This is a genomic window from Streptomyces sp. R35 (genome assembly GCF_041053035.1).
Lineage (GTDB): Bacteria > Actinomycetota > Actinomycetes > Streptomycetales > Streptomycetaceae > Streptomyces > Streptomyces lutosisoli.
Map to the genome: position 1 here is coordinate 5676196 of NZ_CP163440.1, position 23314 is coordinate 5699509.

Here is a 23314-nt window from a genome sequence, read left to right on the forward strand (position 1 = left end):
TCGACGGCCTACCCGTACATGCCCGAGGCGCAGCGCATGCTGATGTCGTAGCAGGTGGTGGTGGTCGGCTTGTACACCCCGGACGGGCCCTCGACGGTGACGGTGGTGCCGTCGTCGTAATCCGTCCACAGGAGTCCGGCGACGCCCGCCTGGCGGTGCAGGAATCCTGTCTCGCCGGCGGCGAGCAGACGGTCGCTGCGCGGGGTGTCCAGCCGCGGATCTTCCAGGACGATCTCCGTCGTCCCGGCGGTGGTGGCGGCTGTGGCGGCGGCCGTGGTGGCGGCCTGCGCGGCGCCGCCGCCGTCCGGCGTGCCGGAGAACAGGGTGATGGTTCCGGCCACTACGGCGACCGTGAGTGCGGAGACGAGGGCGGTCGGACCGCCCCGTCTCAGGGCGTGTCTGCCCACGTGAAATGTCCCTCCCCGCGAGGGCCCCGCCCTCGCACAAGTGAGCGGATGCTAACAAGGCTTGTCGGGGACCCCGCGGGGAGGGTTTGCGGCGCGCGGCGCTACTTCGCTACGAACTGCGTAAGGATCGCCTGGACTTCGTAGATGTCGACGCCCTTGGTGAAGGTCTTCTCGACGGGGGCCGCGGTGCCGGAGATCCAGATCTTGAGCTCGGCGTCGAGGTCGAAGGTGCCGGCGGTCTCCACCGCGAAGTGGGTGATGCTGCGGTACGGGATGGAGTGGTACTCCACCTTCTTGCCCGTGATGCCCTGCTTGTCGACGAGGATGAGGCGGCGGTCGGTGAGCAGGATGGAGTCGCGTATCAGCAGGTACGCGGCGTGGACCTGCTCGTTCTGACCCAGCAGGCGCGCGTAGTCCTTCTGCGCCGCGGCCGGGTCGATGGTGCTCGCGTTTCCGAAAAGTGCCATGGATGAACCCCCCACTCAGTGGACTCATATGTCCACTCATGTCCCAGTAAGCCAATGGCTTCACATGATCTTCGCAATTTATACAGCCTGGGAGGGGGTGCGCACAGAGGGGAAGGGATTCCAGATGGTCCGCTGTTGCCGAACGCCCGCAAGGCGGGTCCGGACAGGGATGTTCCGAGGTTCTGACGCCGAGGGCCCGGGAACTGGTCGTTCCCGGGCCCTCGGTCGCGTGACTGCCGTTACTCCGGGGCGCCGCCGAAGCGCTCCTTGTACGCCTCCAGGTCCTCGTCCGTGATCTTGGCGAAGAGGACCGGGGGGACCGTGAACGGGGTGCCCGCGGGGACGGAGGACAGGGCCTTCGCCTCGTCCGCCGAGACCCAGTCCGCCGTGTCGGACGGCAGCGCGAACGCCTCGCGCATCGCGCGGGAGGAGGCCGGGATGAAGGGCTCCGAGACCACCGAGTAGAGGTGGATCAGGTTCATCGCCGTGCGGAGGGTCAGCGCCGCGCCCTCGGGGTTGGTCTTGATCTCCAGCCAGGGGGCCTTCTCCTCCAGGTAGGAGTTGCCCGCCGACCACAGGGCGCGCAGCGCGGCCGCGGCCTTGCGGAACTGGAGGGCCTCCATCTGGGTCTCGTACTCGGCGAGCAGGCCCGAGATCTCCTCGCCCAGCTTCGCCTCGGCCTCGCCGGCCTCCGCGCCCGCCGGGACCTCCTCGCCGAAGCGCTTCTTGGAGAAGGACAGGACGCGGTTGACGAAGTTGCCGAGGGTGTCGGCGAGGTCCTTGTTCACCGTGGCCGTGAAGTGCTCCCAGGTGAAGGACGAGTCGTCCGACTCGGGAGCGTTGGCGATCAGGAAGTAGCGCCAGTAGTCGGCGGGCAGGATGTCCAGCGCGTGGTCGGTGAAGACACCGCGCTTCTGGGACGTGGAGAACTTCCCGCCGTAGTACGTCAGCCAGTTGAAGGCCTTGACGTAGTCGACCTTCTTCCAGGGTTCCCGTACACCGAGCTCCGTGGCAGGGAACATCACCGTGTGGAACGGGACGTTGTCCTTCGCCATGAACTCCGTGTAGCGGACCGGGTTCTCGCCGGAGTCCGCGTCGTACCACCAGGACTTCCAGTCGCGGTTCTCCGGGTCGAGGTCCGACCACTCCTTCGTCGCGCCGATGTACTCGATCGGGGCGTCGAACCAGACGTAGAAGACCTTGCCCTCGGCGGCCAGCTCCGGCCAGGTGTCGGCCGGGACCGGGACGCCCCAGTCCAGGTCACGGGTGATGGCGCGGTCGTGCAGGCCCTCGGTCAGCCACTTGCGGGCGATGGACGAGGCCAGTTGCGGCCACTCGTGCTCGTGGCGCGCCACCCACTCCGAGACCTCGCTCTGGAGCTTCGACTGGAGCAGGAAGAGGTGCTTCGTCTCGCGGACCTCCAGGTCCGTCGAGCCGGAGATCGCCGAACGCGGGTTGATCAGGTCGGTCGGGTCCAGGACGCGCGTGCAGTTCTCGCACTGGTCGCCGCGCGCCTTGTCGTAGCCGCAGTGCGGGCAGGTGCCCTCGACATAGCGGTCCGGGAGGAAGCGGCCGTCCGCCGGCGAGTACACCTGGCGGATCGCGCGCTCCTCGATGAAGCCGTTCTCGTTCAGACGGCGCGCGAAGTGCTGGGTGATCTCGCGGTTCTGCGGGCTGGAGCTGCGGCCGAAGTAGTCGAAGGACAGCTCGAAGCCGTCGTAGACCGCCTTCTGCGCGTCGTGCGCCTGCGCGCAGAACTCGTTGACGGGGAGACCCTGCTCCTTCGCCGCCAGCTCGGCCGGGGTGCCGTGTTCGTCCGTCGCGCAGATGTACAGGACGTCGTGGCCGCGCTGGCGGAGGTACCGGGAGTACACGTCCGCCGGGAGCATGGACCCCACCATGTTGCCCAGGTGCTTGATCCCGTTGATGTACGGAAGGGCGCTGGTGATGAGGTGTCGAGCCATCGCGGGCTGCTCCCAAGTCGCTACGTGGGGTGACGATCGTCGGAATTCGGGTCGGCGGGTCGTCGTCTGTGAACCTTGAAATCGTAGCCGACATGGGCAGGCCGCCCGCTTCCCGTTTTAAGGGGTGGGAAGCGGGCGGCCTGCGGCAGTTCTTGTGGGGTTCGGGGGTTTACGGGTTTGCAGGGCTTACGGGGTTACGGGCGCCAGTTCTCCAGTACGCCCTCGTAGACCTCGGCGTCCATCAGCTCGCGCGGGGTCGGGCCCGCGTGGAAGAAGGCCGTGTTCCCGGTCTTCAGCTTGCGGAGGTAGTCGAAGGCCTTGTTGTCCTGCTCGCCGAAGGCGATGAAGGAGAAGAAGACGCTGGGGTGGTCCTTCGCCGCGTCCGTGAGGGACTGGGTGGCGGGGGTCTTGGCGTCGGGGGCGCCGTCCGTCTGGAAGATCACCAGCGCCGGGTCCGTGGTGCCGGACTTCTGGTGGTGGGTGAGGACCTCTTCGACCGCTGCGTGGTAGCTCGTACGGCCCATACGGCCGAGGGAGGCGTGCAGCTCGTCGATCTTGTTCTCGTGCTCGGTGAGGGTGAGCTCGCCGGTGCCGTCCAGTTCGGTGGAGAAGAAGACGACCTGGACCTTGGCCTCGGGGTCGAGGTGGGCGGCGAGGGCGAGGGTCTGCTCGCCGAGAGCCTGGGCGGAGCCGTCCTTGTAGTACGCGCGCATCGAGGCGGAGCGGTCCAGGACGAGGTAGACCTTGGCGCGGGTGCCGATGAGGTCCCTCTGCTTGAGGGCCGTTCCTGCTTCCTTGTACGCGGTGACCAGGCTCGGGGCGCGGGTCTTGAGGCGGGTGAGGGGGACGGCGGGCTTGGCGTCGGCCTCGGCCTCGACCTCGACCTCGGCCTCGGTCTCAGCTTCAGCCTCGGCCTCGGCTTCGCCTTCGGCCGGCTCTTCTTTCCCGCCCGCACCACCCGTGACGCTCTCGTCGTCGGCTGCGGGTGGCCCCTGTGGGGCCTGATCGCCGTCGGCGGCCACCGGCTCGTCCGCCTGTGCCGCGACCGGGGTGGGCTCCTCGGCGACGACGGGCTCCGGCTCGGGCTCCACGACGGGCTCGACCTCGGCGACCGGCTCGACCACGGGCTCGGGTTCCGGCTCGACCACGGCGACCGGCTCGGGCGCCACCACGGGCTCGACCTCGGCGACCGGCTCGACGTCGACCACGGGCTCGGGTTCCGGCTCGGGCTCGACTTCCGCGACCGGCTCGGGCTCGGCGGCCGGCTCCGGTTCAGGCTCCTGCTCGGCCGCCGGGGTCTCTTCCGCCACGGGCTCGGGGGCGACCTCGACCTCGACCTCGACCACGGGCTCGGGCTCGACCACGGCGACCGGCTCAGGCTCGACCGCGGCGACCGGCTCGGACTCGACCACAGGCTCCGGCTCCACCTCAGCCACAGCCACAGGCTCCGGTTCCGGCGTCACGGTTTCCGCCGGAGGCGTGGGCGTCGGCTTCGGGACCGTTACGTTGTCGAACGCCGCCGACACCAGCTCGTCCACGACGGACGGCTGGGGCTCGGGCTCGGTCGACGGGGCCGGAATCTTCGGCTCGGTCACGGCCACGGCCTCCGGTGCGGGGGCCGGGTCCGGCTCCGTCGCCGGGGCCGGAACGGTCGGAACCGTCGGAGTCGAAGCCTCCCGCGAGGTCTCCCCGTCGGTGTCACGACCCTTGCGTGAGCGGCCGAACGCATTCCGCAAGACGGTGAGAATGCCCATGTGCGCAACCCTTCGCGTGAGTTGATCCCCGTCAATCCCTGGCCAGGACGGACACGTAAGGTTAACGGCCGCAGCCGGCGATCTTGGGCAGGGGCGGATACCGAAAAGGCGACGGTGTCAACACCCCGACAGCTTCGGCAGGTTCACCCTTCGTTCGCCGGAGTGGGAGAGCCGGTGAGTGGATTCCGCCGGTCGCCGCGACCGCCGGCGGCGTCGTCTCGCACGTTGACGGAATGACCGCCGACGAGGTCTTCGTCTTCACCCGCCTCGCCGGTGGCAAGGCCGGCGCCACCAGGATGGACCGGCCCGAGGGTGGCCGTGTGGCGCGCGGACGGCTGCGACATCGGGATCTAGCGGCGGTACGTACGAGGACGGGGCGCCCCTTGGCCGAAGGGGCGCCCCCGTCCTCGTGACAACCGCCCTCAGTGCGGTGAGGCGATCGCCCGTGCCGCCGCGACCTCCTGCCGCAGAGGTTCGAGCACGGAGCCCGAGGGCCCGGTGAGATCCGTACGTACGGTGAAGAGCACGTCGGTCTCGCGCAGGCCCTCGGACAGCTCCCGGAGCTGGCGGACGACCTGGGCGACCTCGGCGGTGGACGGTGCGGGCGAGCCCTGTTTGACGCGGACCCCCGCCGCGGTCGTGGCGTCGACGATCCGCTCGACGGCGACGACGAGCGGCCACCAGGCGGCGGCGCGGCGGCCGATGGGCGGCGGTTCGGTCAGGGCCCGCTGGAACTCCGTACGGATGAGGGAGAGGTCGCGGTAGAGACGGCGCCGGCTGCGGGCACGGGCGGCGGGATCGGCGCCGCTCCGGAACGCGCTCTCGACATAGCCGGCCGTGTCGGCGACGGCGTCCGCGAGCCGGTCGCCGACACGGGTGTGCCAGCTCTCCGGCCACAGCAGGTATCCGGCGACGAGCGCGATCGCGCACCCCATGAGGGAGTCGACCAGGCGGGGCACGAGAAGCCCGGTGCCCTGGTGGTTGAGGAGGTCGGAGAGGAGGAGGATCACCGGGGTGATGGCGGCGGTCTGGTAGCCGTAGCCGCGCGGGGTCAGCACCGGGATGAGCGGGGCGAGGACGAACAGGGCGAGCACGTCCCACCAGCCGTTCGGTACGAAGGTGAGGACCGCGGCCGCGACGACGAGCCCGGCGACCGTGCCCAGCGCGCGCATCAGCGCCCGGGAGAAGACCGACCCGAAGTCGGGCTTCATCACGAAGGTGATGGTGAGGGCGACCCAGTAGGAGCGCGGCACCGAGATGATCGAGACCAGCACCTGGGCGAGGCCGATGCACAGGGCGAGGCGCAGGCCGTAGCGCCAGGAGCCGGCGGACAGCAGGACGTTGCGGGCGGCGCGCGCGGCGCGGATCCGGAGGGCGGCCGGGCGGCCGAGGCGGTCGTCGATGCCGTGCGGGTCCGGAGCCCGGTCCGTCACGACGGCGGCGGCGTGCCGCAGCGCTTGGTCGACGGCGCGCGCGGTCTCGCTGACGGGGGCGGGGAGCTGGAGCCCTATGGGTCCGGTGTAGCCGGTCTCCACGGCGTCGGCGAGATGGCGTACGGCGGCGGGCACCTCGGCGGGCAGCGGCTTGCCGTACTGGTGGGCGGCGGGGGCGGCCTCGACGACGGGCGTGACGGCGTTCAGCTGGGCGAGCAGTCGGACGAGGTCGGGGCTGCGGCCGTGGTGGAAGGCGCGCCGGGCGAGGACGACGTCGTACGACTGGTTGAGGGACTGGGTGACGGCGAATCGCAGGTCGGTGTACGCGTCGGTCCCGGCGGCGGCGAGCAGGTCCGCGACCGTCCGGTACGTGTCCGCGACGGCGGCCCGCTCCGGCACGCCCGAGCGCAACGGCCAGGCGAGCAGCGCCAGTACGAGGACGAGAAGCCCGCCGCCGGACATCAGCAGGGGCGCCAGCCACCACTGCCCCGGCAGCGGAATCCCGGCGCCGATCACGCAGTTGAGGAGCAGCAGCAGTCCGGATACGGAGGCCACGGCGCCGATCGTCGAGATCATCCCGGAGATCAGCGCGACCCCGGTGACGGCGGCGACGGCGACCCAGCCGTGCCCGAACACGAGCGAGCCGATGGTGACGCCGATCGCGCCGAAGAGCTGGGGCACCGCGATGTTGAGGATCCGCAGGCGATAGGCGTCAGCGGTGTCGCCGATGACCCCGGACAGGGCGCCCATGGAGCCGAGGGCGCCGCAGGCCGGCTGTCCGGCGGCGAGGCCGATGGCGAGCGGAAGGGCCATGGCGACGGCGGCGCGGGCGGCAGCGGCCCAGTTGACGGACGCCTGCTCCGGCCGGAGGTTCCTGACCAGCCAGTCGGGAGGAGTGAGGCCGATGGGGAACTCGCGGGACATGCCCCAAGTATGGCCGTCCCACGCGGGCGGCCCAGGCTCATCCCCCGGCTCATTCGTGCTGGTGAAGCGTGAGATCGAACCTCACTCGTGCTGGTGGAGCGTGAGATCGACGACGAGGGCGCGGTGGTCGGTGCCGGTGATGCGGAGGAACGTCGCCTTGTTCGCCGAGAAGTCCTCGGAGACCAGGACGTGGTCGATCTGCGCGCCGAGCGTCGGCGTGGTCCGTGCGGGCCAGCTCGGGGTGCGCGGGTCCCCGGCGAGACGGGCGCCGTCGCGCAGGCCGGTGTCGAGGATGTGGCGGAACGCGGCGTGGTCCTGGGAGGCGTTGAAGTCTCCGGCGAGGATGGTGGGGCTCGCGCTCGCCGCCGCGTAGTCGCGCAGCTCCCCGAGCTCGCGCCGCCAGACGCCGAGCTGGCCGGGGAGCGGGGGCATGGGGTGCGCGAGCTGGAGCCGTACGTCGTGCCCGTCCACGTCGGCGACGGCTCCGGGCATGCCCATGGTGCCGCGCACACCGTCGGCCCCCGTCAGCGGGAAACGGCTCATGATGACGGACCCGTCGGACCCGGCCCCCTCGACGGCCTCGCGGTAGGGATAGACACCACGGCTCCCGCCGAAGGCGTCCTTCAGTGCCCGCGAACACCCGTACTCGCACTCCTCCACGAACAGGATGTCGGGCTTCTGCCGCCGGACGGCCGGGATCAGCGCGTCGGTACCGCGCCCGAACTCCACGTTGGAGGTCATGACCCGCAGCTCGGCGAGCGGAGTGCCGCCGGGCTCGCTGGTCTTGCCGTAGGGCTCGATGAACCAGGCGACGCACCCCAGCAGCAGCACTCCCCACACCATCCCGACCCGCCATCGCGCGAGCAGCGCCAGCAGCAGCCCGAGCCCGGTGGGCGCGAGCAGCCACGGCAGGAACGCCAGCAACTGCGGCACGGGCGTGATCCCGTCGCTGTCGGCCACCCGGCACCCGATGACCACGCTCACCCCGGCGAACAGCAGCCCCGCCGCCCAGGCCCCGACGGTCCGGCCGGCCCGTCGCCGCGCACCGGCCGGTTCCCCGGCACTCGTCCACTCAGCCGCCGCAGTGTCCAAGTCCCGGCCTTCCGCTCGTCCGCGTGGGGGTGCCCGAATCCTCCCTCAAAGACGGGGTGCGGCGGTGGCGGGTTGCCCTTTGCGGTGTGCTGCGGGGACCTACCGCGTCGCGTGCGAGTGGCTGGCGGTCGCCAGCGCCCACATCACGAAGACCGCGAGGGCGATGGAGACGACGGACCAGACGGGGGCGTAGGGCAGGAACATGAAGTTCTCGATCAGGTAGAGGGCTGCCAGACCGATGCCGAAGCCGCGGGCCACGTCGAAGCCCTTCAGGATGCCCCAGCCGGTGACCGCGACGAGCACGCCGATGATGAGGTGGATCCAGCCCCAGGTGGTGAGGTCGAACTCGTACACGTAGGTGCCGATGCGCTGGTAGACGTCGTCGGTCGCGATGTTCGAGATGCCGTTGAGCACGCCCACGACGCCGCTGACCATCATCAGGACACCGGCGAAGACGGTGCCGCCCGAGGCCCAGGACGAGCGGGCGGAGGACTCGGGGGCGGGCGGTGCGGTGTTCTGGGCCATGGGGTCTCCTCGGGGCCGGAGTGTCACCCGCAGGTTCGCTCCGCGAGACGCGCGGTCGCATTCCCGGTGGGCCGAACGGGGGACGCTTTCCGGGCCGGCCGTTCCTCTGCGACGGCCGGTCCGGGAAGCGCATCCCCTCTTCGCACCCTTCTCCGCACCCCTCTTCGATCGCCCTCCCGCGGTCGCGGCCGGGCTCAGTCTCAGTCGCCGAGCCGGGCCAGGAACTCCGCCAGCACCCCGTTGAACTCCTCCGCCCGCTCCAGGTTCGGCATGTGGGCCGCCGAGCCGATCACGTACAGCGCGGAGTCGGGGAGCGCCGCGTGCATCGCCTGCGCGTCGGAGACCGGGGTGTACTCGTCGTCGGCGCCCACGACGACCAGGGCCGGGACGGTGACCCGGGTCAGCAGCTCGCGGTAGTCGGGGCGTTCGGCCCGGCCCCGCAGGGCGGCCGCCGCGCCCTCGGGCGGGGTCGAGGTCATCATGCGGTGCACATGTGCCGTGACCTCCGCGTCCGCGTACGGCGCGACCATCTTGTGCAGCACCTCGTCGGCGTACCCGCGCATCCCCTCACGCAGCAGCCGGTCCGCCATGTCGTTGCGGGCCTTCTTGCCCTCCGGTGTCTCGGCGGCCGGGAAGGTGTCCGCGAGGACCAGGCCCCGGATCCGCTCCGGGAACTGCCGGTAGCACTCCATGACGATCTGGCCGCCCATGGAGAGCCCGGCCAGCACGAACTCCGCCACCCCCAGCTCGTCCAGCAGCGCCGCGATGTCCTCGGCGAACGTCGAGAGGGGAGTGACCCCGGGGACCACCGGGGAGGCCCCGTAGCCGCGCAGGTCCGGGGCGATCACGCGGCGCTCCGGCGAGAACGCGGCGGTCTGCGGAGCCCACATGGTGTGGTCGAAAGGGTGGCCGTGGATCAGGACAAGGGGCAGCGCCGACGAACCGGCGCCCCCTTCGTCCTCGTATGCGAGGAAGGGTGCCATGGCCATGACCCTAGGCTCGCCCAACTCCTCGGTGCAATAAGATCTTTGCTCTCGGTGCAATCCCGCTCCGGGTGCCGGACAGGGGGATCGACGTGGTGGAGGACTACCGGCGGATAGCCGACCGGATCGCCGAGGACATCGCCGCCGGACGGCTCAGGCCCGGTGAACGGCTGCCCCCGCAGCGGGTGTTCGCGCGGCGGCGCGGCATCGCGGGGTCGACGGCCGGGCGGGTGTACGGCGAACTGGTACGGCGCGGACTGGTCGTCGGCGAGGTCGGGCGCGGCACCTTCGTGCGGGCCGCGCCGCTCCCCTCGGGCCGCGCGCTCGCCGAACCGGCGACCACCGCACCGGTCAACCTGGAGCTCAACTACCCGTCCGCGCCTGGCCAGTCGGAGCTCCTCGCACCCGCCCTGGCCCCGCTGCTGCGCCCCGACGTCCTCGCGGAGTCCCTGCGCACCGCGCCCGCCACCGGTACGGCCGCCGCGCGCGAGGCCGCCGCCGGGCTCCTCGCCACCCCGGGCTGGCGCCCTGCCCCGTCCCGGCTGACCTTCGCGGGCAACGCCCGCCAGGCCATCGCCGCCGCGCTCGCCTCCCTCGTACGGCCCGGGGGCCGCGTCGGCATCGAGTCCCTGACGTATCCCCTGGTCAAGGAGATCGCGAACCGTCTTGGCGTCACGCTGGTCCCGCTGCCCATGGACGCGGAGGGGCTCCGCCCGGAGGCGGTCACGGCCGCACACCGTTCGACACCGCTGTCCGCCGTGTACGTCCAGCCGACCCTGCACAACCCGACGTCGGTGACGATGGGGGAAGCGCGGCGGCACCAACTAGCGGCTACAGCAAGGGAGTTGGACCTTCCACTCGTCGAGGACCGCATCTGGTCCTTCCTCCACGAGGGCCCCCTCGACCCCCTCGCCGCGTACGCCCCCGAGCGCACCTACGTCGTCGACGGTCTCTCCAAGCGCGTCGCCCCGGGCCTCACCGTCGGTTTCCTCGTCGCCCCGGAGGGGCGGGTCGAGCAGGCGGCGGCGGCTCTCCGCTCGGGCGCGTGGACCGCGAGCCGGTTCGCCCTGGAGGCGGCGGTGCGCTGGATCGCCGACGGCACGGTGGAGCACCTGGTCCGCGCCAAGCGTGCGGACGCGGCGCATCGCCAGCACTTGGTCGCCGAACATCTGCGCGGGTACACCGTGCACTCCGATCCGCACGGGTATTACGCCTGGTGGGAGCTGCCGTACCCGTGGCGCGCCGACACCTTCGCGGCGGCCGCGGCGGAGCGGGGGATGGCGATCACCCCGGGGTCCGCCTTCACTGTCCCGGTCCTGGGCACGCGCGCCGAGGACTGCGTCAGGCTCGGACTTGCGTCGACTGCTCCGCCGGAGCTTGCGCAAGCTCTGCGGACGCTCGCCGGTATCGCGCGTACGCGCCCATGAGCACGGCGGTCAGGGACACCGCGAGGCCCAGGGCCAGCAGCAGCCAGGAGACGAACCGGAGGGTCTCCGTGAGGGCGTCGTACACCGCGCCCGCGGCCGTCCGGGACACGTCGGGCGGCAGATCGGCGAGGGTGAGCCGGCGCCCCACGGCGATCGCGGCGCCGAGGAGCGCGGCGCCCAGCGCGGTGCCGAGCCCGGTCGCCAGGACCGCCCGGCGGCGGCACACCGCGACGAGGATGCCCGCGAGGGCGAAGACGACCGCGCCGACCGGCAGCCAGAAACCGGCGACTTCGAGCACGTGGAACCCCTTCCGGAGCTGGGCCAGATCCTCGGCCGCGAGCACCGTGATCTCGGTGTGCTCGACGGGGATCCGGTTCGCCAACGGCATGTGGTCATCAGCGAGTTGACGCTTGACCCGTTCGGCGACGGGCGCGAGGTCGACGGTCACCGCGCCCTCGCGGTCCTCGCGCAGCGCCCGCATCACGGCGTCGTGCGCGGCCATGTTCGCGGCCTGCCACGCCGTGCGGTACGCCTCGGTCTCGGTGAAGGAGCGCACCGCGTCCCGCACGAAGTGGTTCACCGGCCCCTGCAACCGCGGCCGTACGTGGACCTCGCGCAGGATGCCGTCCGTGACGCCGGCCGCGATCGCGTCCCGTACGTCGGTGTCGGAGGCGAGCGGTGCCATCGTGGCCTCGTACCGCGCGGAGTCACCGAGCCCGTACATCGCCCAGGTCGACAGCGCGCCGAGTGGCGCGAGCAGGCAGGCGAACACGATCAGCACGGCCGACAGAGCGCTCCGGACACCTTGGGACACCCCACCAGGCAAAGCCCCCCGGCCCTCCCGTGCGAGCGGTTTGACTGCAAATGGGCGCATACGACAAGCCGAACGGGGACCGCCCGAACCCCAGTAACCACAGGGGCCCCACGCTCTCCGGTGGAGCGCTCACCCGAACGGGTGTTACCTGGATCTGGGGAGAAGGAGGCCGATATGCGCAGAACCCCGGCCCTGCGGACCCTTGCCGCGGCCCTGTTCACCGGCGGCGTTCTCACCACTGCGGTGGTGGGCACCCCGGCGGCGGCTTCGTCGGCGCACACCTCCGGTGGCGGCGGCTCGAACAATTCGGTATGGGGCACCGTCGTCTCCCGCGGCGATGTGAACCTGCGGTTGCAGCCCACCTCGCACTCGCCGGTCGTCGGCAGGCTCTCACCGGGCACCCAGGACCGCGTCGAGTGCGCGGTGACGGGACAGAGCGTCTTCGGCAACTCGGACTGGTACTGGCTCGTGGGCGCGCACGCCTGGGCCAGCGCCGCCTTCGTGGACACCGGCCGGCAGTGGGTGCCGAGCTGCTCGGACCCGTGCCCGGACTCGAACGACGGGTACTGGAACAACTCGAACGGGAACGACAACTCCGGCTGGAACGGCGGCTCCGGCGGGAGCAACAGCTCCAACTGGAATGACAACGACTCCAGCTGGAACAACGACAACTCGTCCTGGAACTCCGACCCCTGCAACGACCCCGGCTGGAGTTTCTCCGGCTCGGGCACCTGGAGCTTCAGCGTCTCCGGCTCGTGGAGCTGGAGCCTGACCGGCTCCTCTTCCAGCTCCTGGGACTGGGTCCCAGGTGGCAGGTGAGTAGGTGAGTGAGGGAGACGCACGAGGCCCCGGCATCATGCCGGGACCTCGTGCGCCGTTTGTCTCCACTGGGCGTCAGTGCGAATCGGGGTGCCCCGCCGCGTCCTCGCGCGTGTAGTAGCGGTAGAAGGCCACCGCGAACACGCTCGCCGCGACCCCCAGCGCCATGAGCGTGGACCGCAGGACGCTCGCGTCGGTCTGGCAGTACAGGAACCCGAACGTGATGCCCGCGTACGACGCCCACAGCACCGCGTGCAGCTCGCGCTTCATCAGCGGCGCCAGCATGCGTACGCCGACGTAGAGCAACGCGACCGCGAGGGCGCACGCGAAGCCGAACAGGACGTTCCAGCCCGTGATCGGGCCGCCGTCGCGGTTGATCGCCGCGGCCCAGTAGCCGTAGATGAGCCCGCCGACGATGGGTATCGCCCACTTCGCGAAGGTGTGGACCTCCGGCCCGAAGACGTCCGGCGCGACGTAAGCAGGTGATGTCGTACGTGATGTGGGTGCCGCGTGAGCCATGGGAGGCTCCTCTCTCCTCGCCCCGCCTTCCAGGTCACACCTCGCCGGGGCGCCTGGCAAGTCGGGATGCGGCGGTCCTGACCCCGTGTTTCGCTGACCTTCATGAAGCTCGTACTCTTCGGCGCCACCGGCATGGTCGGCAGCCGTATCGCTACGGAGGCGTCCGCGCGCGGACACCAGGTCGTGGCCGTGAGCCGGTCCGGGCAGTCCCCGATCCCCGGGGTCACCGCGACGGCGGCGGACGCCTCGGACCCGGCGAAGGTGGCGGAGCTGGTGGCGGGCGCGGACGCGGTGGCGTCGGCCTGCGGGCCGCCCAGGGACGGCTCCGACCCGAGCGAACCCTTCCTCGCGCTCAACAGGGCGCTGGTGGAGGGCGTACAGCAGGCCGGCGTACGGCGGCTCGTGGTCGTCGGCGGCGCGGGCAGCCTGGAGGTCGCGCCCGGACAGGCGGTGGCCGACCAGCCCGGCTTCCCCGAGGCCTACCTCGCGGAGGCCCTCGCCCACCGCGACGCCCTCGCCTACTACCGCACCCTCGACGACGGCCTCGACTGGACCTACGTCTCGCCCGCCGCCGAGATCGCCCCCGGCGAACGTACGGGCACCTTCCGTATCGGCGGCGACCGGATGCTCACCGACGACCACGGCAACAGCCGGATCAGCGCCGAGGACTACGCGATCGCCTTCGTCGACGAGCTGGAGAAGGACGCCCACCCGCGCGCTCGGATGTCGGTCGCGTACTGACGAGCCGATGACGAGGCCGAGGCCGGGGCGGTACGGCGCGACGGGCCGCCGGAGATCCCTGCTCGGCGTCCGGCCGCCCACCGCACGGCCGGACGCCGTCCAGCGGCAGAAGCTGCTGCGGGTGGGCGGCCGCAGCGTCGCGTGGCTGCCGCCGCTGCTGCTGCTCGTCGCCATCGCGGTGCTCGACTGGAACACCGTCGGCGAGTTCCGGATCGTCTCCTGGATCGTGCTGGTGCCCGGTATCGCGGCGGCGATCTGCGGGGTGTGGGGCACGGCGGCGCTCGCGGTGCTCTCGCTGGGCGCCTACGTCGTCGTGGACAATTCCTGGCCGCACCAGTACCAGACGGGCCTGCCCGACTTCATCCTCGTCGCCGTCGGCGGCATCCTCGCGACCCTCGCCTGCGCGGTCCGGGTCCGCGGCGAGCAGCGCATGCTGCACATGCGGGACGTCGCCGAGACCACCCGGCGCACCCTGCTGCGCCCGCTGGCCCCGGGCTGGGGCGACCTGGACCACGCGGCCGTGTACCTCGCCGCCGACAGCGAGGCCCGCGTCGGCGGCGACTTCTACGACATCCAGCCGGGCCTGCACGGCACCCGCGTCCTGCTCGGCGACGTCCAGGGCAAGGGGCTCGGGGCGGTGGAGGCGGCGGCCGCGCTGCTCGGCACGTTCCGCGAGTCGGCGTACCACGAACCCCGGCTCCACACGGTCGCCGACCGCCTGGAGGTCCGGATGCTGCGGCACGTCCGCTACTGCGCGGCGATCGGCCGCGACGACGGAGACCGCTTCGCCACGGGCATCCTGGTCGGCTTCCCCGAAACCGCCGCCACGGACACCGTCGAGGTCATCAACTTCGGTCACGAACCCCCGCTCGTGATCGCACCCGACGGCGTACGGTCGCTGCCGTCCGGCGACGGACTCCCGCTCGGGCTCAGCGAGTTGACGTACGACCCGCCGCCCCTGCTCCGCGTCCCGCTGGCCCCCGGTGAGACCCTGCTCCTGGTCACCGACGGCGTGACCGAGGCCCGCGACGCGGCGGGCGTCTTCTTCCCGCTCCGCGACCGTGTCGCCCAGGCCCTGGCCGAGGACCCGCGCACCGCCGAACCGCACCACCTGGTCCAGTTCGTCCGCGACGGCACCCTGCTGCACGCCGGCGGTCATCTGGTCGACGACACGACGATCTTCGCCGTACGACGCCGGGAGCGCACGGAGGCGGAGAGACATACAGGGGGAGAGGCGTAGAGGCGTAGAGGCATAAAGGCAGGGAGGCCGGAGGCAGGAGGCAGGGAGGCATAGCAGGGCGTTTGCACTCCTCGCGTCCCCCTTTGCAGGCGCAGCGGCTACGGTGCTGACGTACGTGATCGATGGGGGAGGGAACCTATGCCCGGAACCGTGCTGCTCCTCGCGGCCTCGCCGGTGGGCAAGGGGTGTCTGGTGGACGCGGCGTCCGTGCTCCCCGTACTGGCGGCGGTGTCGCCCGCGGTGCTGTCGGGCACCGACACCGCGAACGTCGTGGAACTGGCCGACCCGCTGGAGCCGCAGGCGGTCCTCACCCGGCTGCGCGCGGCGGCGACGGCCCCCGGCCCGCTCACGGTGTTCATGACCGGCCAGCTCCAACTGGACCGCCGCCAGCGCCTGCCCCACCTCGCCCTCGCCCGCACCACCCCGGCGACGGTCCGCTACACCGCCTTCCCCTGGCACTGGATCACCGAGGAACTCCGGCTGCGCCCACCGGGCACGACCACCCTCTTCGTCGACCTGCACGCCGACGCGGAGACGTGGGACCACCTCACCGCCCACCCTCTGACGGCGGGCCCGTCCGCCGCCCTGTACGGCAGGATCGCCCCGCCCCCGCCCCGCCGCACGGTGGCGGCACCGGCGTACATGAGAGCCGTAGCCACCATCCTCCGCAGCGGCTGGCGCCCCCCGCTCCCGCAGCTCCATCAGCAGGCGCTGACACGGGTGATGGGCGAGGACGGCCGTACGGACCTCGTGCTGACGCCGGGCACACCCGCGGTGACCCCTCCGCAGCCTCCGCAGCCGAGGCCACCGATGGCGACGGCACCCCCGCTCCCGGCCCAGCCACCCGTGGCTCCGGCCGACCCCCACGAGTCCATATCCGCCGCCGTCCAGGCCGGCCGGCACGGGGAGGCTGCCGCGCTGGCCGGACAGTGGGAGCAGCAGGCCCTCCGTACGTACGGGCCCGCCTCGGAACAGGTACTGCACTGGATGGAGGTCCGGGCCGACCTGGCGATGTTCGCCGGGGACGCGGAACTCAGCTGCCGGGTATGGCTGTCCGTCGCGAGCGCCCGCCTCGACGCCGGGCAGCCGTCCGACGCCCCGTCCGTGGAGTCCGCCGTGGACCGGGCCCACCACCAGTGGGGCCGCATCGACGACACGGCGCGCGCCCGTGAACTGGGGCCCGCGCTGGCCGACTTGAGGCTGCGCGTGCCGGGCCGCCGGGAGGGCGCGCTGGATCATGTCCAGCAGCATTTGCGCCAGCTCCAGACACAGGGTTGAGGAACCGGTTCACCGCACAGGTTCAGATCTTGCGCACCCGCGAGGGCATGACCCGGGATCAACTCGCCGGACTGATCGGCAAGTCCGGCTCGTGAGCTCTCCTATGGCGGCCGTTTCAGGCGCACCAGACCACGTGGGCACTTTTCATCCGGTGTCAACGGCCCACCATTCAGCCGTTGTCGACAGAGCAGTGAGCAACTCATAAAGCCGCTCGTAATTCCGGTGTGGCATGGGAATCCCGCAACAGTTGAATGGTCTTCGATTCATGATCGAGGGCACTCCGCTTGCAGATGCGCAAGTGGTGGCACAGCATGAAGATGCGGCGCATTGGCGACACCCCTGGCTATCTCGCCTCAAGAAAGGGGTAGGTCCATGGCCAGAGTCTCTGCCCGGCGGGCGCGTTGTGGGTGCCGTATATGAGTTCGTCGGCGTGGCCGAAGTACGGTTCCATCAACTTCTCCTCGTCGGCGTCCGCGGGTCAGCACTATGCGGTCGCCTATCTACACGTACAAAGTCCAGTTGTCTCCGGATTCCGAGACGGGAATGTACGACCTACGGGACCCCAAGACGACCAGGAATCAGTCCTCCGGATTCGTCATCCCCAGCCAGGACGAATGGATCAAGGCCGCTTACTATGATCCGAAGGGCGGAGGGAAGTACTCGTACCCAGCCGATAGCGGCCTACAGCCCGCAGGGTCCCGAGTTCCCCAATGGCCCCCAGGGTGGTGCCAAGCCCGGTACGTACCCGGAATGGTGCCCGCCCGAGGCCGGCTCGGACTGCGAGACCAAGAACCCGATCAACCTGTCCGCCGACGAGTACCAGGCGAACTACCAGGGCAGCCTGGCCGGCGTGGGCCAGTCCCTCACGCGCTCGCCCTGGGGAACGCTCGACCAGGCGGGCAACGCGGTCGAGTGGACCGACACGATCGATCCGATCCTGAAGCACACGCCGCGCGTGGTGCGCCGGATGCACGGTGGCGTTTCCAACGCCAAGGCCTACCAGCCGGCGATCGCGGCGATCGGCCCGCAGCCGCAGTCGGACCTGATCCCCAAGAACATCTACCCCTGGCTCGGATTCCGGATCGGCATGATCGGCAACCCCGGTAGCTGACAGGACCGTTGCCCTTGATCGGATCGGACCGGAAGCGCCCTGGTCCGGCCGGGAGGCGTCTGCGATGAACACGTTCGAAGTCCGCAGGACGGCGGCCGCGCCCCCGGACACGGTGTTCGATGTCTTCACCGACCACCGGGGGTACGCCGCCCTGGTCTCGGCGATCAGAAGTTCCACGTTGCAGCAGGAGGGCGACCCCGCGCCCAACGGCCTGGGAGCCGTCCGCGTGTTGCGCGTGCCCGGCGCGACCATCCGGGAACAGGTGACGGAGTTCAACCGGCCCTCACGCTACTCGTACCGCATGCTCTCCGGAGCCCCGCTGCGCTTCTCCGCGACCGTCGCCTTCAACCCCGTCGGACAGGAACGTACCGAGGTCGTCTACACCGTGTCAGCGGAACCCTCGCTGCGGGCGCTCGGACCGGTCGCGAACCCGGTCGTCAAGAGAGCGATCGTCTCCTTCACGGACGCGGCCGTTGCCGAAGCGGAAGCCCGCACCGCCCCGTCCGCATCGCACCCCCACCGTCCGGGACAGGGCTGATCGTCCGGTCACAGGCCCACAGCAAAGGCCCCGCGGAGTAATCCACGGGGCCTTTGTCCTCTGCCTTGACGGCACTTCCTAGCTGGTGAAGATGAAGTACTTCCAGGCGCCGTGCGTCGTGGAGTTGACGGTGTCGCCCGACGAGGCGTTGATGTACGAGTCGCGGACCCGGAAGCGGTAGCCGGTCGGCGGGGTGCCGGTCACGGTGACCGCCGACTTGCCGGAGGAGCTGAGCTCGAAGTACTCGGTGCCCGTGGTCTGCCAGGAGCCCTGGGTGTACACCTGCATCTGGAGGCGCTGCTTGCGGCCCGGGTACGCCGTCATCGTGGTGGTGAAGACGGGGTCCTTGGACTGGTGGAAGTAGTAGTACGTGTGGCTCCAGGCCGACTTGGTCTTGTAGTGACCGCTGACCGCCGTGGAGACCTTCACGTGGGCGCCGACCGTGCTGGTCGCCGTCTTCGGCTTGTAGCGCGCGTCGCCCGCGAACTTCGCCGTGATCTTCGCGTCACGGGTCAGGTCGAGGGTCACCGACAGATTGCCGGACGAGTTGACCGTGCCCGACTTCACCAGCTTGTTGGGCTTGTCGGAACCGTACGGGTCGGACCAGATCTCGACCTTGCGGTTCTTGTACGTCGTCCCCAGGTGCGCCGTGAACGTCACGTCGGCGCCGTACGCGTACACCTTGCCGTTGTTGTTGAGCGACAGGGTGGTCGCGGCGCGCGAGACCTCCACGGTGTCGGAGCCGGAGCCCGCCGAGTGGTCCGCGTCGCCCGCGTACTTCAGCGTGTACTTGACCTTGCCGCCGGCGGGCGGGGTGTCGGTGAAGGAGTACGTGCCGTCGGCCTTGACCGTCACGGAGGCGAGCGCCTTGCCGGCGGTCGACTCCAGGTCGGTGCGGGTGACCGTGAGCTTGGCGCCCGTCGGGAGCGCGAGCTTGGAGGTGACCTTGCCCTTGACGGTGAGCTGCTTGGCGCGGGTGGCGGTGGCCGGGGCGTCCACGGTGATGGCGGTGGCGGCCTTGGTCGGGTCGGTCAGGACGCGCAGCGAGTAGATGCCCTCACTGTTGGACGTCACCGCGAACAGCCGGCTGTCGTCCGGCGCCCAGGCCAGGCCCGAGGTGGCCAGCAGGTCGGAGCCCGAGGTCTGGCCCGTGTTCGGGAAGTCGTAGGTGCGGACCGAGGTGGTGGTGCCCGGCCGGTACACGTACACGTCCGGCTCGTACGAGCCGTCGATGCCCGCCGCGACCGCGCCGTCCGGGGCGATGGCCACGGAGTTGGGGTACGCGTCGCTGGCGTACTTGCCGTCCGCGGTGAGGTCGGAGGTCTTGAACACCTGGTGGTAGTACGGCGATCCGCTGGCCACGACGACGTGCTGGGCGTCCGGGGTGACCTGGAGCTCCCCGAAGCTGCCGCTGCCGTTGCCCGTCGCGGTGCGGGTGGCGGTGCCCGACGTGACGTCGTACACGCCGAGACGGTCGCTCTCGCCGCCGACCAGGAGGTTCGAGCCGGGCGCGGCGTCGAGCATCGGCGCGTTGTACCAGAAGACGTTCGGGTCCTGGTCGAGCGTGACCACGGGCTGCTCGCCGGAGAGGTCGAGCGAGCCGATGTTGCCGCCCCCGGAGGCGCCGTAGCCGAACCAGAGCTTGCCGCCCGCCAGGGCGACGCTCTGCGGGTAGTGGCCGTCGCCGGTCGCGTAACGGGCGGACTCCGTCTGCGTGGTGGTGTCGATGGCGACCACCGCGTCGGCGTCGCGCACCGCCGCGTACAGCGTGTTCGAGTCGGCCGACAGCTCCATGCCGATGACACCCGGCAGGGAGGTGATCTGCTTGACGACGGTCCCGGCGTAGTCGGTGACCACGATCTTGCCGTTGGACGGGTCGCTGACGAAGACGTGCTGGTGGACGCCGTCCACCACGATGTCGGCGGACGACTTGACCGGCAGGCTCTTGCTGGAGTCGGCGGCGGCGGTGCCGGCCGTGCCGATGGCCAGGGCGGCGGAGCTGAAGACGACCGCGAACGCCGTGGCGATGGGAAGAGTGCGCATACGCACGCTGATTCGAACCCCCCGGAACGAACAAAGACGAAGGAGATGTGGGCGCCGGGCAGGAGGCGGCCGTGCGGGACCATGCCGGACCGTACGGGAACATGCGTGGCCGTGCGTGACCTGTGTGCCTCGTGTGGCGAGTGAGCGAAGACTAGGTCACGCCACCGACAACGACGCCAGCGCCCCCGACACCAGCGTCCGCACACCCGGCGCGACCGTGCTCAGGTCGGGGGCGAAGAGCGGGCTGTGGTTGCTGGGCACGGCGGCGAGCCTGTGCATCAGGTCGTCGCCGCCGGGGGCCGCGTTCCAGACGTCGGCCGGAGTGCTTGTCACGAACCAGTAGGAGTACGGCAGTCCGCCCTCCGCCAGCCGGGAGAAGTCCTCGCTGCCCATCGCGGGACCGGGGTCGAGGATCGTCCCGGCGCCGAAGACCTCGCCGTGCACGGCGGCGATACGACGGTCGGTGTCGGGGTCGTTGACGGTCACCGGGAAGCTGCTGCCGACGGTCACCTCGGGCTCGCGCGGGCAGCCGGCCGCCAGACACTCGCCCGCCGCGATACGCCGGATCGCGGCGATCATCCGCTCCCGCACGTCCTCCGACTGCGTACGGAGGTTGAGGGCGATGCGGGCCTCGGACGGGATGATGTTGTGCCGGGTGCCCGCCTCGATCCGCCCCACGGTCAGGACGGCGGAGTCGCGCGCGGCGATCTCCCGGCTGACGACGGTCTGCAGCCGGGTGACGATGTACGCCGCAGTCACCACGGGGTCGACGGTCGCCTCCGGCCGTGAGCCGTGCCCGCCGAGCCCGTGCACGACGATGTCGATGTCGGTGGCGGCGGACATGATCAGCCCCGGGGAGTGGGCGTACAGCCCGGCGGGCCCGGGTGCCGCGTGCTGGGCGAGCAGCACATCGGGCCGCGGAAACCGCTCGTACAGTCCGTCGGCGACCATCCGCGCCGCGCCCTCGCCCGTCTCCTCGGCGGGCTGCCCGAGCACGACCAGCGTGCCGGACCAGGTATCGCGTCCCGCCGCGAGCGCGTCGGCGGCGCCCGTCAGCCAGGTGACGTGCAGGTCGTGACCGCAGGCGTGCATGACTCCGGCGGTCTCGGAGGCGTACGGCAGCCCGGTCTCCTCGGTGACGGGCAGCGCGTCCATGTCGGCGCGCAGGAGCACGGTGGGCCCGTCGCCGTTCCGCAGCACGCCCACCACTCCCGTGCCGCCGACGCCGTCGGCGGTCTCGTACCCGGCCTTCCGCAGCCGTTCCGCGAGGAGGGCCGCCGTCCGGTGTTCTCGCAGCGACAGCTCGGGATGGCGGTGCAGATCCCGGTAGAAGTCTTCCAGGGCGGGGACCGGGAGGTCGGCGGTGAGGTCCAGCGCGGTGCGGGCGGCGGAAGAGGTCACGGGGCCAGAGTAGGAGAAGTGCCGCCGAAAGACGCGGGGGCCTGCGTGGCGGAGTGCGGCTCCGCCGCCCGGGCCGGGCCCGCGTTCGCCGCCGTGACCAGTGCCGCGACCGCGATGACGGCCGCACCGAACCCTCTGGAGTAGCGCGCGAAAATACGTCGGAGCACGGCGACCTCGCAACAACAGCGCAGTATTAAGCGGGCTTAATCCGTCGCTTAACGTAGGGGTTCCCGGCGTCAAAGGGCAAGAGGGCCAAGGGGAGTTGGACAATAGTCAAGAGTTGACCGAACGTAAGTCGACTTAATGGCATGCTTAATACATGGCGGAGCGTGACGGCCCGGAGATCATCGGGCGCAGGGTGCAACAGCTGCGTACGGAGCGCGGGTTGACGCAGAAGCAGCTGGCGGAGCCCGCGTACACGCCCGCGTACATCTCCACCCTGGAGGCGGGCCGGGTGCGGGCCTCCGAGCCCGCGCTGCGGCACATCGCCGACCGGCTCGGGATCGCCTACGAGGAGCTCGCCACCGGCCGCCCCGCCCACCTCGCCACCGACCTCCGGCTGCGCCTGACCGACGCGCAGCGCACGCTCGCCACCGGTGAGGCCGAGGTCGCCGCCGAGCAGTACACCGGGCTGCTCGCGGAGGCGGACGCGCACGGGCTGGTCGCCGAGCAGGCCGCCGCGCTGCTGGGGCTCGGTGAATGCGCCCTGGAGACGGGCGACCTGGCCACGGCACGTGAGCGGTTCGAGGAATCGGAACGCAGGACCGGCGACGCACCGCTCCCGCAGCGCGTGCCCGCCGTGCGCGGACGGGCGGTCTCCCACTACCTCGCCGGTGAACTCCGGTACGCCTGCTACCTGTTCGAGTCCACGCTCGACGAACTGAACCGCACCGGCCTGCACGACCCGGACGCGCTCCTGCTCCTCTACACGGGCGTCATAGCCCCCTACATGGACATGGGCGCGCACGCCCGGGCGGCCCAGGCGGCCGAGTTCGCGCTGGCCCTGGCCCCCCAGGTCGGCGACCCGGCGCTGGTCGCCCGCATGCACCGCTCGGTGGCCCGGACGATGATCGCCGAGGGGCGGATGGCCGAGGCCGATGCGTCCCTCGCCAAGGCCGCCGAGCTCTACCGCCAGCTCCAGATCCGTACCGAGCTCGCCAACTGTCACTGGATGCGCGGCTATCTGTACGCCCAGAACGGCGAACTGGAGCGCGCGGAGAGCGAGTTGCGCGAGGCCCAGGCCATGCTCTCCGCCAAGCGGGCCGCCCTCTACACCAGCCAGGTCGCCGTGGAACTGGCCGACGTGCTCCACCGGCGCGGGAAGTCCGACGAGGCCGCGGGGCTGCTCCACGGGGTGCTCGGTGATCTCAGCCCCGAGCGGGGCGCCATCCACTCGGCCGGGGCGCACCGGCTTCTCGGCATCATCGCGGAGGACGCGCGGGACACGGAGACGGCGGAGGAGCACTACGTACGGGCGATGAGTCTGCTGGAGCGGGCCGGGGCGGCGGGGGACCTCGCGGACCTGTGCCGCCTCCTGGGCGACCTGCTCCGTCGCACCGGCCGCATCGAGGCGGCCCTCGACGCCTACCGCACAGGCCTCGGCCACCGCACGGCCCCCGGCACCACCACCCTGGGCCCGGCCCCGGCCCAGCCCCCACTGTGACCTCGCCCCCGCCGCCCCTACCCGTCCCCTCCCTGGGGGCTGCGCCCCCAGACCCCCTAAAAGGGGCGCGGGGAACTGCGCAATCTTTGGGACCGGCCCCCACCCACCCGCAGCCGAAAGACCGGCCCACGGGGTCTGGGGCGGAGCCCCAGAAGGATGGGACGGGTAGGG

The 23314-nt window shown here is 71.1% G+C and carries 21 protein-coding genes and 1 pseudogene; 10 read left to right on the plus strand and 12 right to left on the minus strand.

The window, feature by feature from the left end; all coding sequences use genetic code 11:
- Positions 1-8: 8 nt before the first annotated feature.
- The 4 genes from AB5J50_RS25965 to AB5J50_RS25980 form a co-directional block, all read right to left on the minus strand.
- Complete coding sequence (locus AB5J50_RS25965) at positions 9-407, minus strand: hypothetical protein (protein ID WP_369260691.1); 399 nt, start codon at positions 405-407, stop codon at positions 9-11.
- 101 nt (positions 408-508) lie between these two features.
- Positions 509-874 (minus strand): PH domain-containing protein, encoded by a 366-nt coding sequence (locus AB5J50_RS25970; RefSeq protein ID WP_369260692.1) that lies wholly within the window; start codon positions 872-874, stop codon positions 509-511.
- Positions 875-1113: 239 nt separating this feature from the next.
- Positions 1114-2838, minus strand: a complete 1725-nt coding sequence (metG, locus tag AB5J50_RS25975) for a methionine--tRNA ligase (RefSeq protein WP_369260693.1) — start codon at positions 2836-2838, stop codon at positions 1114-1116.
- A gap of 194 nt (positions 2839-3032) precedes the next feature.
- Complete coding sequence (locus AB5J50_RS25980) at positions 3033-4592, minus strand: VWA domain-containing protein (RefSeq protein WP_369260694.1); 1560 nt, start codon at positions 4590-4592, stop codon at positions 3033-3035.
- A 170-nt stretch (positions 4593-4762) separates the two neighbouring features.
- Between AB5J50_RS25980 and AB5J50_RS25985 the strand changes: the two are divergent.
- Positions 4763-5005: pseudogene (locus AB5J50_RS25985) on the plus strand (alkaline phosphatase PhoX); the annotation flags it as partial.
- 9 nt (positions 5006-5014) lie between these two features.
- Here AB5J50_RS25985 and AB5J50_RS25990 read toward each other — a convergent pair.
- The 4 genes from AB5J50_RS25990 to AB5J50_RS26005 form a co-directional block, all read right to left on the minus strand.
- The gene (locus tag AB5J50_RS25990) at positions 5015-6949 is read right to left on the minus strand and encodes an FUSC family protein (protein WP_369260695.1); all 1935 of its coding nucleotides are present in this window, start codon (positions 6947-6949) and stop codon (positions 5015-5017) included.
- Positions 6950-7030: 81 nt separating this feature from the next.
- Complete coding sequence (locus tag AB5J50_RS25995) at positions 7031-8041, minus strand: endonuclease/exonuclease/phosphatase family protein (protein ID WP_369260696.1); 1011 nt, start codon at positions 8039-8041, stop codon at positions 7031-7033.
- Positions 8042-8140: 99 nt separating this feature from the next.
- Positions 8141-8566 carry a hypothetical protein gene (locus tag AB5J50_RS26000; protein ID WP_369260697.1) on the minus strand — a complete coding sequence of 142 codons (426 nt, stop codon included), beginning with the start codon at positions 8564-8566 and terminating at the stop codon, positions 8141-8143.
- A gap of 200 nt (positions 8567-8766) precedes the next feature.
- Entirely contained in the window at positions 8767-9549 is a 783-nt protein-coding gene (locus tag AB5J50_RS26005; RefSeq protein ID WP_369265514.1) for an alpha/beta fold hydrolase, read from the minus strand.
- Positions 9550-9644: 95 nt separating this feature from the next.
- On the opposite strand from AB5J50_RS26005, the gene AB5J50_RS26010 reads away from it, so the two are divergent.
- The gene (locus AB5J50_RS26010; protein ID WP_369265515.1) at positions 9645-10976 is read left to right on the plus strand and encodes a PLP-dependent aminotransferase family protein; all 1332 of its coding nucleotides are present in this window, start codon (positions 9645-9647) and stop codon (positions 10974-10976) included.
- On the opposite strand, the gene AB5J50_RS26015 is transcribed toward AB5J50_RS26010, so the two are convergent.
- Positions 10891-11790 carry a hypothetical protein gene (locus AB5J50_RS26015; RefSeq protein WP_369260698.1) on the minus strand — a complete coding sequence of 300 codons (900 nt, stop codon included), beginning with the start codon at positions 11788-11790 and terminating at the stop codon, positions 10891-10893. The genes AB5J50_RS26010 and AB5J50_RS26015 overlap by 86 nt on opposite strands.
- A gap of 174 nt (positions 11791-11964) precedes the next feature.
- Here AB5J50_RS26015 and AB5J50_RS26020 point away from each other — a divergent pair, with 174 nt between their 5' ends.
- Positions 11965-12609: an SH3 domain-containing protein gene (locus AB5J50_RS26020; RefSeq protein ID WP_369260699.1), complete on the plus strand. Its 645-nt coding sequence runs from the start codon at positions 11965-11967 to the stop codon at positions 12607-12609.
- A gap of 75 nt (positions 12610-12684) precedes the next feature.
- Here AB5J50_RS26020 and AB5J50_RS26025 read toward each other — a convergent pair whose 3' ends face one another.
- Positions 12685-13128: a hypothetical protein gene (locus tag AB5J50_RS26025; RefSeq protein ID WP_369260700.1), complete on the minus strand. Its 444-nt coding sequence runs from the start codon at positions 13126-13128 to the stop codon at positions 12685-12687.
- A gap of 102 nt (positions 13129-13230) precedes the next feature.
- Between AB5J50_RS26025 and AB5J50_RS26030 the strand changes: the two genes are divergently transcribed.
- The 5 genes from AB5J50_RS26030 to AB5J50_RS26050 all read left to right on the plus strand — a co-directional run bounded on the left by AB5J50_RS26030 (position 13231) and on the right by AB5J50_RS26050 (position 18036).
- A complete protein-coding gene (locus tag AB5J50_RS26030; RefSeq protein WP_369260701.1) occupies positions 13231-13869 on the plus strand; it encodes an NAD(P)-dependent oxidoreductase in 639 nt (212 codons plus the stop codon).
- 7 nt (positions 13870-13876) lie between these two features.
- On the plus strand, positions 13877-15109 hold the full coding sequence (locus tag AB5J50_RS26035; RefSeq protein ID WP_369260702.1) for a PP2C family protein-serine/threonine phosphatase: 1233 nt from the start codon (positions 13877-13879) through the stop codon (positions 15107-15109).
- Between the two features lie 138 nt (positions 15110-15247).
- On the plus strand, positions 15248-16387 hold the full coding sequence (locus AB5J50_RS26040) for a hypothetical protein (RefSeq protein ID WP_369260703.1): 1140 nt from the start codon (positions 15248-15250) through the stop codon (positions 16385-16387).
- A 634-nt stretch (positions 16388-17021) separates the two neighbouring features.
- The gene (locus AB5J50_RS26045) at positions 17022-17498 is read left to right on the plus strand and encodes a hypothetical protein (protein WP_369260704.1); all 477 of its coding nucleotides are present in this window, start codon (positions 17022-17024) and stop codon (positions 17496-17498) included.
- Between the two features lie 64 nt (positions 17499-17562).
- Positions 17563-18036, plus strand: coding sequence for an SRPBCC family protein (locus AB5J50_RS26050; protein WP_369260705.1), 474 nt, complete (start codon positions 17563-17565; stop codon positions 18034-18036).
- 78 nt (positions 18037-18114) lie between these two features.
- Here the strand turns inward: AB5J50_RS26050 and AB5J50_RS26055 are convergent, their stop codons facing one another.
- Positions 18115-20085, minus strand: coding sequence for an Ig-like domain repeat protein (locus AB5J50_RS26055; protein ID WP_369260706.1), 1971 nt, complete (start codon positions 20083-20085; stop codon positions 18115-18117).
- Positions 20086-20235: 150 nt separating this feature from the next.
- Positions 20236-21480 carry an amidohydrolase gene (locus tag AB5J50_RS26060; protein ID WP_369260707.1) on the minus strand — a complete coding sequence of 415 codons (1245 nt, stop codon included), beginning with the start codon at positions 21478-21480 and terminating at the stop codon, positions 20236-20238.
- An 18-nt stretch (positions 21481-21498) separates the two neighbouring features.
- Here AB5J50_RS26060 and AB5J50_RS26065 point away from each other — a divergent pair, with 18 nt between their 5' ends.
- Positions 21499-21624, plus strand: a complete 126-nt coding sequence (locus AB5J50_RS26065; protein ID WP_327435395.1) for a hypothetical protein — start codon at positions 21499-21501, stop codon at positions 21622-21624.
- Positions 21625-21799: 175 nt separating this feature from the next.
- Entirely contained in the window at positions 21800-23143 is a 1344-nt protein-coding gene (locus AB5J50_RS26070; protein WP_369260708.1) for a helix-turn-helix domain-containing protein, read from the plus strand.
- Positions 23144-23314 lie beyond the last annotated feature (171 nt).